Annotated in this window: 10 protein-coding genes; 3 read left to right on the plus strand and 7 right to left on the minus strand. The window is 73.3% G+C overall.

Translation table 11 applies throughout. The features are described 5' to 3' along the window. The first annotated feature begins 23 nt into the window (after positions 1-23). Both ACZ5WK_RS09790 and ACZ5WK_RS09795 read left to right on the plus strand, forming a co-directional pair. Positions 24-941, plus strand: coding sequence for an ABC transporter ATP-binding protein (locus ACZ5WK_RS09790; protein WP_465546644.1), 918 nt, complete (start codon positions 24-26; stop codon positions 939-941). An 88-nt stretch (positions 942-1,029) separates the two neighbouring features. Next, positions 1,030-1,746 (plus strand): ABC transporter permease, encoded by a 717-nt coding sequence (locus ACZ5WK_RS09795; RefSeq protein ID WP_465546645.1) that lies wholly within the window; start codon positions 1,030-1,032, stop codon positions 1,744-1,746. Between the two features lie 28 nt (positions 1,747-1,774). On the opposite strand, the gene ACZ5WK_RS09800 is transcribed toward ACZ5WK_RS09795, so the two are convergent. Together ACZ5WK_RS09800 and ACZ5WK_RS09805 are read right to left on the minus strand one after the other, a co-directional pair. After that, positions 1,775-3,064, minus strand: a complete 1,290-nt coding sequence (locus tag ACZ5WK_RS09800) for a CynX/NimT family MFS transporter (RefSeq protein WP_465546647.1) — start codon at positions 3,062-3,064, stop codon at positions 1,775-1,777. Positions 3,065-3,137: 73 nt separating this feature from the next. Then, positions 3,138-3,878: a FadR/GntR family transcriptional regulator gene (locus ACZ5WK_RS09805; protein ID WP_465546649.1), complete on the minus strand. Its 741-nt coding sequence runs from the start codon at positions 3,876-3,878 to the stop codon at positions 3,138-3,140. Between the two features lie 155 nt (positions 3,879-4,033). Between ACZ5WK_RS09805 and ACZ5WK_RS09810 the strand changes: the two genes are divergently transcribed. Continuing rightward, complete coding sequence (locus ACZ5WK_RS09810; RefSeq protein WP_465546651.1) at positions 4,034-4,801, plus strand: sporulation protein; 768 nt, start codon at positions 4,034-4,036, stop codon at positions 4,799-4,801. Positions 4,802-4,888: 87 nt separating this feature from the next. On the opposite strand, the gene ACZ5WK_RS09815 is transcribed toward ACZ5WK_RS09810, so the two are convergent. The 5 genes from ACZ5WK_RS09815 to efeB all read right to left on the minus strand — a co-directional run. Beyond that, positions 4,889-6,721 carry an LCP family protein gene (locus tag ACZ5WK_RS09815; protein ID WP_465546653.1) on the minus strand — a complete coding sequence of 611 codons (1,833 nt, stop codon included), beginning with the start codon at positions 6,719-6,721 and terminating at the stop codon, positions 4,889-4,891. A gap of 215 nt (positions 6,722-6,936) precedes the next feature. Next, positions 6,937-7,785: an HAD family hydrolase gene (locus tag ACZ5WK_RS09820; protein WP_465546655.1), complete on the minus strand. Its 849-nt coding sequence runs from the start codon at positions 7,783-7,785 to the stop codon at positions 6,937-6,939. A gap of 82 nt (positions 7,786-7,867) precedes the next feature. Continuing rightward, entirely contained in the window at positions 7,868-9,142 is a 1,275-nt protein-coding gene (gene serS / locus ACZ5WK_RS09825) for a serine--tRNA ligase (RefSeq protein WP_465546657.1), read from the minus strand. 536 nt (positions 9,143-9,678) lie between these two features. Continuing rightward, positions 9,679-10,614 carry a prephenate dehydratase gene (pheA, locus tag ACZ5WK_RS09830; RefSeq protein WP_465546659.1) on the minus strand — a complete coding sequence of 312 codons (936 nt, stop codon included), beginning with the start codon at positions 10,612-10,614 and terminating at the stop codon, positions 9,679-9,681. Positions 10,615-10,854: 240 nt separating this feature from the next. Beyond that, positions 10,855-12,057, minus strand: a 1,203-nt coding sequence (gene efeB / locus ACZ5WK_RS09835; RefSeq protein ID WP_465546661.1) for an iron uptake transporter deferrochelatase/peroxidase subunit, incomplete at its 5' end; no start/stop codon positions are given.

A 12,057-nucleotide genomic window follows, 5' to 3' on the forward strand; every position in this document is an offset into this window, starting at 1 on the left:
ACCGCAGGATCTGGGAGGGCGTCATGGCCACCATCACCATCGACAAGGTCTCGCGCTGGTTCGGCAACGTGGTCGCCGTCAACGACGTCAGCATGGCGATCGGTCCCGGCATCACCGGTCTGCTCGGGCCGAACGGCGCGGGGAAGTCCACCCTCATCCACATGATGAGCGGCTTCCTCGCCCCCTCCGCCGGGGCGGTCACCCTGGACGGCGCGCCGATCTGGCGCAACCAGCAGGTGTACCGGCAGATCGGGCTGGTCCCCGAACGCGAGTCAATGTACGACTACCTGACCGGCTGGGAGTTCGTCCTCGCCAACGCCGAACTGCACGGCCTCGCCGACCCGGGCGCCGCCGCCGGGCGCGCGCTGGCCCTGGTCGAGATGGAGTACGCCCAGGAGCGGCGGACCGGCACCTACTCCAAGGGCATGAAGCAGCGCGTCAAGATGGCGTCCGCGCTGGTCCACGACCCGTCCGTGCTGCTGCTCGACGAGCCGTTCAACGGCATGGACCCGCGCCAGCGGCTCCAGCTGATGGAGCTGCTGCGCCGCTTCGGCGCCGACGGCCGGACGGTGCTCTTCTCCTCGCACATCCTGGAGGAGGTCGAGCAGCTGGCACGGCACATCGAGGTCGTGGTGGCCGGCCGGCACGCCGCCTCGGGGGACTTCCGGAAGATCCGCCGGCTGATGACCGACCGCCCGCACCGCTACCTGGTCCGCTCCAGCGACGACCGGCGGCTCGCGGCCGCCCTGATCGCCGACCCGTCGACGGCCGGGATCGAGCTGGACCGGCAGGAGAAGGCACTGCGCGTCCAGGCGGTCAACTTCCAGGGCTTCACCACCCTGCTGCCGAAGGTCGCCCAGCAGGCCGGCATCCGGCTGTACACCGTCGCACCGGCGGACGAGTCGCTGGAGAGCGTCTTCTCGTACCTCGTCTCCGCCTAGGGGCCGTCCGACGGACGACCCCCGGCGCCCGAGGGCGCGGACGCGTAGCACCCACCCGGAACCGGACCCCAGGAAGGCCGACCACACCATGAACCCGACCGTCGCCAGGCTGACGCTGCGCGGCCTGCTGGGCCGCCGCCGCGGCGTCCTGCTGCTGGTGGTCCCCGCCCTGCTGCTGCTCGTCTCGGCGATCGCCAGCGGATCCAGCGGGGACAAGCACGACCTGACCGTCACGATCCTCGGCCGGCTGGGCCTCGGCACGCTGCTGCCGATCCTCGGCCTGGTCGTCGGCACCGGCGCCATCGCCACCGAGATCGACGACGGCTCGATCGTCTACCTGCTCGCCAAGCCGCTGCCCCGCTGGAAGATCATCACCACCAAGCTGGTGGTCGCGGTCGGCACCACCTGGGCGTTCGCGGCGATCCCGACGCTGCTCGCCGGCCTGCTGATGTACGGCACCGAGGACGGGCTGGCGCTCGGCTACACCGTCGCCACGCTGGTGGCCGGGGCCGCGTACAGCGCGCTGTTCCTGCTGCTCGGCGTCGTCACCCGGCACGCGGTGGTGGCCGGGCTGGCCTACGCGCTGATCTGGGAGTCCCTGATCGGCAACTTCGTCGAGGGCGCCCGGACGCTGAGCGTCCAGCAGTGGGGGCTGTCGCTGGCCAAGGCGGTGGCCGCGGACGGCGCCGTCACCGCACCGGTCGGGCTCGGCGTGGCGGTGCCGATGCTGCTGGTGCTCACGGTGGCGGCGACGGTGCTGGCCTCGGTGAAGCTGGCCGGGCTGACCCTGGCCGCCGAGGAGTAGCCCGCGGCGGCAGGGCGCGGCCGGGGCCTCAGAGCGTCCGGTTGCGCCCGGCGCCCCAGCCGGCCACGCCGACGACGGCGGCCAGCACCAGCATCAGTGCCAGCGGGGTGGTCCAGTCGCCGGTCAGCTGGTGCAGCGCCCCGGCGCCGACCGGCCCGGCCGCCGCCACCAGGTAGCCGACCGCCTGCGACATTCCGCCCAGCCGGGCGGCGCCGGCGGCGCTGTCGGTGCGCAGCACGATGAAGGCGAGGCCGAGGCCCAGCGAACCGCCCTGGGCGACGCCCAGGATGGTGGCCGACACCCAGGCGCCGGGCACCGGTGCGATCAGCAGGACGGCGATGCCGAGCGCGTTCAGCGCGGCCATCGCCACCGCCAGCCCCCGCTGCCGGGTCATCCGGCCGGCCAGCAGCGGCACCAGGAAGGCACCGGCCACCTGGACCAGGTTGGAGAAGGCGAAGACCAGGCCGGCCTCCCCGCGGTCCATCCCGTGGTCGGCCAGGATGGTCGGCATCCACGCCACCAGGGTGTAGACGAGCAGCGACGAGATGCCCATGAAGAGGCTGATCTGCCAGGCCATCGGGGTGCGCCAGATGCTGGCTGCGGCCGCCGGGCCCGCCGCCGGGCGCCCCTGCTCCGAGGCCTTCGCCGTCGCGGACGCCGATGCCGAGGACGACGCCGGCGCCGTGCCCCTGCGCCCGTTCGCGGTGCGCAGCACCTGCGGCAGCCAGGCCACCGCGGCGACCAGCGCCAGCAGCGACCAGGCGCCCAGCGAGGCCTGCCAGCCGCCGCCGAGGGCGTGCTCCAGCGGCACCGACGTCCCGGCCGCCAGCGTCGCGCCGACCAGCATGGTGGTCGAGTAGACGCCGGTCATGGCCGCCGCCCGGCCCGGGAACTCGCGCTTCACCAGGCCCGGCATCGAGACGTTCAGCACCGCGATCGCCACGCCGATCACCACGCACCCCGCGTACAGCGCCGCCACCGAGGGCAGCACCCGCACCAGCACGCCCGCACCGAGCACCAGCACCGCGCCGAGTACCACCCGCTCGGTGCCGAACCGCCTGGTCAGCCGGGGGGTGAGCGGGGCGCCGACGCCCTGGAAGAGCACCGGCACGGTGGTGATCAGACCGCTCGCGGTGGCGGAGAGGCCGAAGGTCCGCTGGATCTCGGCGACCATCGGCGAGATCGCCGCGAGGCAGGCGCGCATGTTGAGGGCGACCAGCAGGATGCCGGTCAGCAGCAGCGCGGGGTGGGCCAGCCGGCTGCGGACGGGGAGCGGGGAGGTGGTGACAACCGGCTGCGGGGCACGGGTGACTGCCATGGGGCGTGCTGCTCTTTCGTGAAACGTGAGACGTGGAACCGGGGAGGCGGACGGCGGAAGGGGCGGGTGCCGCTTACTTCCGGGCCGCGATGGCCGCGAGGAGCTGCTCGACGGCCGCGGTCGGCTCGGCGAGCAGCGCGCGACACGCGCTCTCGGCGCGGTCCGGGTCGCCGCTCTCGATCGCGTCCACCAGCGCCTCGTGGGTGGCTACGACCACCTCGGGCATCTCGTGGTCGCCGAAGGCCGTGCGCATCGACTCGCGCACGGAGGCGCCGAAGTAGCGGTACACCTCGGCCAGCGCCGGGTTGTGCGCGGCCTCGACGACGGCGGTGTGGAACTCCAGGTCGTGCTCGACGGTCGCCTCGCGGCCGGCCCGCTCGGGGTGCGACGCGATCACCTCGGCCTCGCGGGCCAGCGCGGCCCGCATCCGGACGATGTCCTCGGGGGTGTGCCGCAGCGCGGCCAGCCGGGCCGCCTCCGCCTCCAGGGCCGCCCGGACCTCCAGCACGTCCCGTACGCCGGAGCGCTGCACGCCCCGCAGGACGGAGGCCGGGTCGCTGGTGCTGCGCACGAAGGTGCCCTCGCCCTGCCGGGAGACCAGCATGCCGGCGTGCACCAGCACCCGGATCGCCTCCCGCACCGTGTTCCGCCCGACCCGCAGCCGCTCGGCCAGTTCGTGCTCGGTCGGAATCCGCGAGCCGACCGGCCAGGCCCCCGCCGCGAGCTGCTCGCGCAGCTGGTCGATGGCGGTGTCCACCAGGGAGCGCCGCCCGGCGGCCTGCAACGTGTCCTGGCCGTGGCCGGCTGCGGTCATGGCGGAGCTCCCTTCAGGTCCTGGTCGTCGGTCATCCTACAACCGATTGCCCGGTCATCCTACAACTGCCCCGCGACCTGCCCGGGAACCGTCCGGGCCGTCCCGGCGTTGCTCCCGACGACTTCGGTCCACCCCTATACGAGGAGAGCGCCCGCATGGTGTTCAAGAAGCTGCTCGGTGCCCTGGGCGTCGGCGGTCCCGGCGTCGACACCGTTCTGACCACGCCGGTGGTGCAGCCCGGCGGCACGCTGCACGGGACGGTCGAGCTGACCGGCGGGACGGTCGAGGCGGACATCCGGGGGATCACGCTGACGCTGGTCGCGCGGGTGGAGATCGAGCACGAGGAGGGGGAGAGCACCGGGCTCTACCCGTTCGCGAGGTTCTCGGTGACGGCCCCGCTGGTGCTGGCGCCCGGGGAGAACCGGTCGATCCCGTTCGCCGTCCAGGTGCCGTGGGAGACGCCGGTGACCACCGTCGCCGGCCAGCGCCTGCACGGCATGCAGCTCGGCGTTCGGACCGAGGTGGACATCGCGGGCGCGCTCGACAAGGGCGACTCCGACCCGCTGGAGGTCGAGCCGCTGCCGGTGCAGCGCCGGATCCTGGACACCCTGCTCCAGCTCGGCTTCGGGTTCCGCTCGGCCGACCTGGAGGCCGGCCACATCCGCGGGACCGGGCAGACGCTGCCGTTCTACCAGGAGATCGAGTTCTCCCCGGCGCCGCAGTACGCGCACTCCTGCAACTCGCTCGAGGTCAGCTTCGTCACCACCCCGCACAAGGTCGAGGTGGTGCTGGAGGCGGACAAGCGCGGCGGCCTCTTCGGGCACGGCGGCGGCGACGTGATCCGCACCCACGTGGTCGAGCACGGCCAGGCCGGCGAGGACCTCACCGGCCTGGTCGACGGCTGGATCCGCGCGGCGCTCTGAGCCGCCCGGGTCGGAGCGGGCCGGCGGCGGTGAGGGTGTGCCCCGCGGACCGGGCCGGGTCAGCCGGCCCGGTCCGCGGGGTACGTCCTACCCGTAGGAGACGTTGCTGCAGATGTCGTCGTCGGCCGAGCGGGCCTCGTTGACCACCTCGCTGGGCAGCGGGGCCGGGGCGCTGGGGGCGGCGCCGGCGGCGGGGGCCGTGGTGGCGTTGGCCGCCGCGTAGTCCTTGCCGAGGACGAGGCTGATCCCGGCCGCCGAGGTGGGGGTCAGGGCGGCGCCCGGGAACATCGCCGCGACCTTCTCCGCGTTGGCCTTCTGCCCGCTGCCGTACTCGACCGTGGTGGTCGCCTTGTTGGTGTTCTTGGCGGTGGTGACGCCGGTGACGGTGACCTTGGCGGCCTTCAGCGTGTCGGCGGCCTTGGCGGCCAGCCCGTTCGCGGTGGTGCCGTTGTAGACCGCGACCTTGACCGGGGTCTCCACGGCGGCGGGCGCGGGCGGCGCGGCCGGGGTGGTCTCGGGCGCGGCGGCCGGGGTCTGCGGGGCGTCCTCCTGCTTGCCGGTGGCGTCCTGGCCGTCGATGGTCCGGTCGGCCAGCAGGGTCTTCCAGAGGTTGTCGACGGCCGGGTGGACCAGGTCGATCCGGGGGCCGTTGTAGCGCCACGGCGTGGTGAGGAACTTGACGTCGTGCAGGTCGATGTTCTTCATCGACAGCGCGAAGTCCATGAGCTTCTTGGCCGAGTCCAGGCCGGGGTCGACCGTCATCGACTTGGTGGCCGCGTCGGCCAGCGGCAGCAGCGTGGTGGGGCTGAGACCCTCGCCCTTGACCTTGGCCATCATCGAGGCGAGGAAGGCCTGCTGGCGCTTCATCCGGCCGACGTCCGAGTCGTCACCGATGCCGTGCCGGAGCCGGACGTAGTCCAGCGCCTTCTGGCCGGAGACCTTCTGCTTGCCCTTGGGCAGGACGAGCTTGCCCTTCTTGCCCAGATTGGGGTTGATGTTCCCCTCGTAGATGTCGTTGGGCAGGCAGACGTCGACACCGTCCACGGCCTGGGTCATCGCCGCGAAGCCCTCGAAGTTCACTTCGATGGTGTGGTCGACCCGGATGCCGGTGAGCTTCTCGATGGTGTTCTGGGTGCAGGCCGGGTTGCCGGTCTCGGTGTTGCCCACCGAGAAGGCGGAGTTGAACATCTGCCCGGGCTGCTCCTTGGTCCACTTCCCGTTCGGCAGCTTGCACGGGGGGATGGTGACCAGGGCGTCGCGGGGGATCGAGATGCCCACCGCGTGCTTGTGGTCGGCGTAGACGTGCAACAGGATCGTGGTGTCCGAGCGGGCGCCGTCCTCGTTGCCGCCGCCGAGGTCGCTGTTGTTCCCGGCGCGCGAGTCGGAGCCGATCAGCAGGACGTTGACCGGCTTGTTGCCGTTGGCGTCGGCGACCGCCTCCGGCGGGCGGTCGGTGGCGATGGCGTCCGCGTCGAAGGACTTGATGTTGCCGTTCAGCTTGTAGTAGATCGCGCCGCCGGTGCCCGCCAGCACCACCAGGGCGCCGGCCACCGACCAGGCCACGATCTTCTTGACGTTCCGCTTCGGCTTCCGGCTGTTGCGGGCGGCCGCGCGGCCGCCCGCCGGGGCGCCGTCCGCCCGCCCGCCGTCACCCTGGCCGCCGTCGGGCCTGCCGCGGCCGCCGCCCTTGGCCTGGGCCGCCCGCCGGGCCTCGGCCCGGCCGCCGGGCCGGGGTGCGGGGACGCGCCCGCCCGTCTCGGCCGGCCGCTCGGTGCGCACGCCGCCACGCGACGTGCCGGCGCTCTGGGAGCCGCCGCCGCGCGGTCCGGCGCTGCGCGGGGAACCGCCGCCGCGCGAGCCGTTCTCGGCGCGCCGCCGCCCGTCCGCCCCCGACGTGCTCTCGTCCCACTGGCCTGACATGCGCGTACCTCTCAGCGGCGGAAGCAGCAATCCTGTACGTGTCCGGGGGCACGGCCCGGGTCCGCCGGGAGCACCGCACAGGAGCACCGCACCGGGAGACGCGGAGCTTCAGCGGAGCATACAAACTCTTTCTGTGACGGTCAGCATCCGGGTGCCGTCGGAACAATTCGTGACCGGATCCGCCCCCGCCCCGGCCCCCGCCGGACCCCCGTGGTTCACCCCGCCGGGTAGAGCCGCTCCAGGACGGCCGCGACGCCGTCCTCGTCGTTGCTGACGGTGACCTCGTCGGCGACCGCCAGCAGCTCCTCGTGCGCGTTGGCCATGGCGACGCCGTGCGCGGCCCAGCCGAACATCGGCACGTCGTTGGGCATGTCCCCGAAGGCGATGGTGTCGGCGGCCTTCACGCCGAGGCGGCGGGCGGCGACGGCCAGCCCGGTGGCCTTGGAGAGTCCGAGCGGCAGCAGCTCGACGATGCCGGCGCCCGCCATGACGACGCCGACCAGGTCGCCGGCCACCCGGCGGGCGACCTCGGCGAGGCCGTCGTCGGTCAGTCCGCGGTGCTGCACGTACAGCTTGCTGAGCGGGGCGGTGAACAGCTCGTCCTTGTCGACCCGGACCACCGGCAGGTCGGAGCCGATCAGCAGCTCGTAGCCGGGGCCGGCCAGCACCTCGCCGTCCAGGCCGTCCTGGTTGGCGGCGACGGCCAGCGGCCCGGTCTCCGCCTCGATCCTGGCGATCGCCACCGAGGCCAGCCGGCGGTCCAGGGTGAGCGAGGTGAGCAGTTTGTGCGCGCCCGCGTCGTAGACCTGGGCGCCCTGGCCGCAGACCGCTATACCGCGGTAGCCGATCTCGTCGAAGACCGGCCGGGCCCAGGCGGCGGAGCGGCCGGTGACGATGATGTGCAGCGCCCCGGCGCCGGTGGCGGTGGCCAGCGCGGCGCGGGTCCGCGCGGAGACGGTCTCGTCGCTGGTCAGCAGGGTGCCGTCGAGGTCGGTGGCGACCAGCCGGAAGGGCAGGCCGCCACCGTCGACGAGGGAGACGGGGCTGGGGCTGATGCTGCTCATGGGCCGTGCGTCTCCCGGGAGTTGCTTTCGGGCGGTGGTGCAGGTGGTGCGGGTGCTGCGGCGGTGCCGGTCCTGCCGGGGGCTACTTGACCGGCGGCAGGACGGAGCGACCGCCGAGGAAGGGCCGCAGCGCCTCCGGCACGACGACCGAGCCGTCGGCCTGCTGGTGGTTCTCCAGGATCGCCACGATGGTGCGCGGGACGGCGACCAGGGTGCCGTTCAGCGTGGCCAGCGGGCGGACCTTGCCCTCCTCGCGCATCCGGATGGAGAGCCGGCGGGACTGGTACTCGGTGGTGTTGGAGGTCGAGGTGACCTCGCGGTACTTGCCCTGGGTCGGGATCCACGCCTCGATGTCGAACTTGCGCGCGGCCGAGGAGCCGAGGTCGCCGGAGGCGACGTCGATCACCCGGTAGGGCAGCTCCAGGGCGTTGAGGAAGTCCTTCTCCCACTGGAGCAGGCGGCGGTGCTCGTTCTCGGCGTCCTCGGGCGAGGTGAAGACGAACATCTCCACCTTCTCGAACTGGTGGACGCGGATGATGCCGCGGGTGTCCTTGCCGTAGGTGCCGGCCTCGCGGCGGAAGCAGGACGAGTAGCCGGCGTACCGCAGCGGCAGCTTCTCGGCGTCGATGATCTCGTCCATGTGGTACGCCGCGAGTGGGACCTCGCTGGTGCCGACGAGGTAGCGCTCCTCCTCCGGGAGGAAGTACACGTTCTCGGCGGCCTGGCCGAGGAAGCCGGTGCCGTCCATGGCGGCCGGGCGGACCAGGGCCGGGGTGATCATCGGGGTGAAGCCGGCCGCGGTGGCCTGGGCGATCGCCATGTTGACCAGGGCGAGCTCCAGCAGCGCGCCGACACCGGTCAGGTAGTAGGACCGCGCGCCGGCGACCTTGGCACCGCGCTCGGTGTCGATCGCGCCGAGGATCTGCCCCAGCTCGACGTGGTCACGGGGCTCGAAGCCCTCGGCGGCGAAGTCGCGCGGGGTGCCGATCTCCTCCAGCGTGACGAAGTCCTCCTCGCCGCCGACCGGGGCGGCCGGGTCGATGAGGTTCGCCAGCGAGCGGAGCAGGCGCTCGGCCTCCTCCTTGGCCGCGCCCTGCTCGGCGTCGGCGGCCTTGACCTCGGCGGCCAGCTCCTTGGTGCGCTGGAGCAGGGCGGTCTTCTCCTCGCCCTGGGCCTTGGCCACCTGCTTGCCGAGCGTCTTCTGCTCGTTGCGCAGTTCGTCGAAGCGACTGCCCGAGGACCGGCGCCGTTCGTCGGCGGAGAGGAGGGCGTCGACCAGGTCGACGTCCTCGCCACGGACGCGCTGCGAGGCGCGCACTCGGTCAGGGTCCTCACGGAGCAGGCGAAGGTCAATCACGGGCCCAAGCCTACCGGGCGGGGGCCCTTCCACCGGTACGGGTTTTCCCCTGGGGATAACTCACCGGAGCCTGTGGATAACTTCTGTGGGGAACTCCGCCCCCGGGGGTTATCCACAGGCGGGCCCGGCGGGCTGTGGATGGTCGGGCCTCGGGGGCGGCCGGCGCGCGCAACCGAGGAATTGAGGTTTCAAACCTCATTTGACCTTCCCGGGTGAGGGAATTGAAGCACTCGGACGGGTGATTTGCTGGCACACGGGTGACTCTGGTCCGATTAGTCATCTCTGCGACGCTAACCGCTGATCCGACCGAAACGGGCAGTGGCTATACCGGTTTGTCGACTCATCCCCAGGGCTGTGGATAACTTCGGGCTGTGGACAGCGGGCGGCCCTGTGGACAGCCGGTTCCGGCGGTGATGGCCCCTGTGGACGACGGGCGGACGGCGGGTGTGGTCACCCCTCCCGCCGTCCGGGCGGGGTCGAAAACGGTCGGAAAAGGTCAGGAAGACAAAAGCCGACGGTCAGATGTCACCGGGGCCTCAAATGTCGCCGCGGCCGTCGAGGCAGCGGGAGAGCCAGTCGGCCGCCTCGGTGAAATCGGTGTCCGAGGTCCCCGGCCGCTGATGCTCGGAGACCTGCTGGTCGGCCCGCGGATAGGAGCCGAGGAAACGCACCTGCGGGCAGGTCCGCTTGAGGCCCATCAGCGCCTCGCTCACCCGCCGGTCGGCGAGGTGCCCCTCACAGTCGATGAGGAAGCAGTAGTTGCCGAGCCCCTCCCCGGTCGGCCGGGACTCGATCCGCATCAGGTTGACCCCGCGCACCGCGAACTCCTGGAGCAGCTCCAGCAGCGCACCCGGGTGGTCGTCCGGCAGCCAGACGACCATCGAGGTCTTGTCGGCGCCGGTCGGCGAGGAGACCCGGCCGGGCCGGCCGACCAGGATGAACCGGGTGGTCGCGTTGGCCGCGTCGGCGATGTCCTTGACCAGCGGGTCCAGGCCGTAGATCGGCGCCGCGAACTCGCCCGCGAACGCGCCGTCGAACCGCCCCTCGGCGACCTGCCGGGCGCCGTCGGCGTTGGAGGCGGAGGACTCCCACTGCGCGTCGGGCAGGTTGGCGGCCAGCCAGCGGCGCACCTGCGGCTGGGCCACCGGGTGGCTGGTGACGGTCTTGATCCCGGCCAGCTCCGTCCCGGGCCGGACCAGCAGGGCGAAGGAGATCGGCAGCAGCACCTCGCGGTAGATCATCAGCGGGGTGCCGGAGGCCAGTTCGTCGTTGGTCGCGGTGACGGCGCCCTCGACGGAGTTCTCGATCGGCACGAACCCGCCCGAGGCCTCGCCCCCGCGCACCGCGTCCAGCACCAGCGGCACCGAGGCCAGCGGGACCAGCTCCCGGGTCGCCGCCTCGGGCAGGGTGCGCAGCGCGGCCTCGGTGAAGGTGCCCGCGGGGCCGAGGTAGGTGTAGCGGGTCGCCGACATGCCGCGCCTCCATGCGAAAGGGTTACCGAGCACGCCACCTTAACCATTTCGCAGGCTCCCCACGGGGGTGTTCCGGTCCGTGGGAAGTGCCGGGCGGGGCGGGGTGCACGGGGCGTGCACGCCGCCTCCCGGCCGCTCGGCGGGCGGCCGGGAGGCGGATGGTGGAGCCGGCCGGCGGAGTCGGCGGGCGGGGGTTCCGCGGGCACGCCCCCGGTGGCTCGTCCCGGCCGTGGGCGGGCGCTACTCCAGCAGCGTCTGCCCCACGTACCCGTTCTCCGGCGCGCCCGGCGGGACGGCGTACAGGCCGCTCGCCTCGTGCCGCAGGAAGCGGGAGAGGCCGTCGCCCCGGGAGAGCTTGCGCTGCACCGGGGTGAAGCCCTTGCGCGGGTCGGCCTGGAAGGCGAGGAAGAGCAGCCCGGCGTCCGGCGAACCGTCGGCCAGCAGGCCGTCGTGGTACGAGAAGCCGCGCCGCAGCATCGCCGCGCCGCCGTTGGCGGCCGGCGCCGCGACCCGGATGTGCGCGTCGGACGGGATCGCCAGCGAGCCGTCGGAGGCCTGCGCGGTCAGGTCGGCGGGGGTGAACTCGCTGCTGCCGGGGGCCGCCGAGAGCGGGGCGCCGTCCGACTTGCGCCGCCCGATCACCCGCTCCTGGCGGTCCAGCGGCAGCGCCTCCCAGTTGTCCAGCAGCATCCGGATCCGCCGGAACACCAGGTAGGAGCCGCCCGCCAGCCAGGCGGGCTGGTCGCCCCCGGCGGTGCAGAACACCTTGGCGGCGAAGTCGCCCTGGCTCGGCTTGGGGTTGTTGGTGCCGTCGATCTGGCCCATCAGGTTGCGCCCGGTGATCCGGTGCGTGGCGGCGCCGGGGGTGCGGGCGAAACCGGCCGCCTGCCAGCGCAGCGCCGCCGTGCCGGCCGCCTGACGCTGGAGCACCCGCAGCGCGTGGACGGCGACCAGCGCGTCGTCGGCGCAGATCTGGACGAGGAGGTCGCCGTCGCCGCGGGCCGGGTCGAGGGCGTCCGCGGGGAAGGCGGGCAGCGGCTCCAGCGCGGCCGGGCGGCGGTCGGCCAGCCCGGCCTTGTCGAACAGGGTGGCGCCGAAGCCGAAGGTGAGGGTGAGCGAACAGGGGCCGGCGTCCAGCGCGACCTGGTTCTCGAACTCGTCGGCCGGCTCGCCGACGGCCAGCCGGGCGGCCGTCCGGGACCAGCGCTGGAGCAGCGCCCGCAGGGCGTCCCGGCCGGCCCCGCCGGCGAGGTCGAAGGCGGCCAGCTGGACCCGGGCCTGCTGCGGCTCGACGATGCCGGCCTGATGTTCCCCGTGGAACGGCAGCCGCCCCGCGCCGAGGGTGGGGCCGGCCGCGGGGGGGGGGGGGGGGGGGGGGGGGGGGGGGGGGGGGGGGGACGGCGGTCCGCCGTGCCCCTCGTCCACCCCTCCCACCCCCACTGG

Source organism: Kitasatospora sp. NPDC032757 (genome assembly GCF_055579305.1).

What these genes read in the sequence shown, in the direction of transcription:
- ACZ5WK_RS09790 (WP_465546644.1), top strand. Translation starts at nt 24, where the DNA reads ATGGCCACCATCACCATCGACAAGGTCTCGCGCTGGTTCGGCAACGTG.
- ACZ5WK_RS09795 (WP_465546645.1), top strand. Translation starts at nt 1,030, where the DNA reads ATGAACCCGACCGTCGCCAGGCTGACGCTGCGCGGCCTGCTGGGCCGC.
- pheA (WP_465546659.1), bottom strand. Translation starts at nt 10,614, where the DNA reads ATGTCGGCGACCCGCTACACCTACCTCGGCCCCGCGGGCACCTTCACC.
- ACZ5WK_RS09810 (WP_465546651.1), top strand. Translation starts at nt 4,034, where the DNA reads ATGGTGTTCAAGAAGCTGCTCGGTGCCCTGGGCGTCGGCGGTCCCGGC.
- ACZ5WK_RS09805 (WP_465546649.1), bottom strand. Translation starts at nt 3,878, where the DNA reads ATGACCGCAGCCGGCCACGGCCAGGACACGTTGCAGGCCGCCGGGCGG.
- ACZ5WK_RS09815 (WP_465546653.1), bottom strand. Translation starts at nt 6,721, where the DNA reads ATGTCAGGCCAGTGGGACGAGAGCACGTCGGGGGCGGACGGGCGGCGG.
- ACZ5WK_RS09800 (WP_465546647.1), bottom strand. Translation starts at nt 3,064, where the DNA reads ATGGCAGTCACCCGTGCCCCGCAGCCGGTTGTCACCACCTCCCCGCTC.
- ACZ5WK_RS09820 (WP_465546655.1), bottom strand. Translation starts at nt 7,785, where the DNA reads ATGAGCAGCATCAGCCCCAGCCCCGTCTCCCTCGTCGACGGTGGCGGC.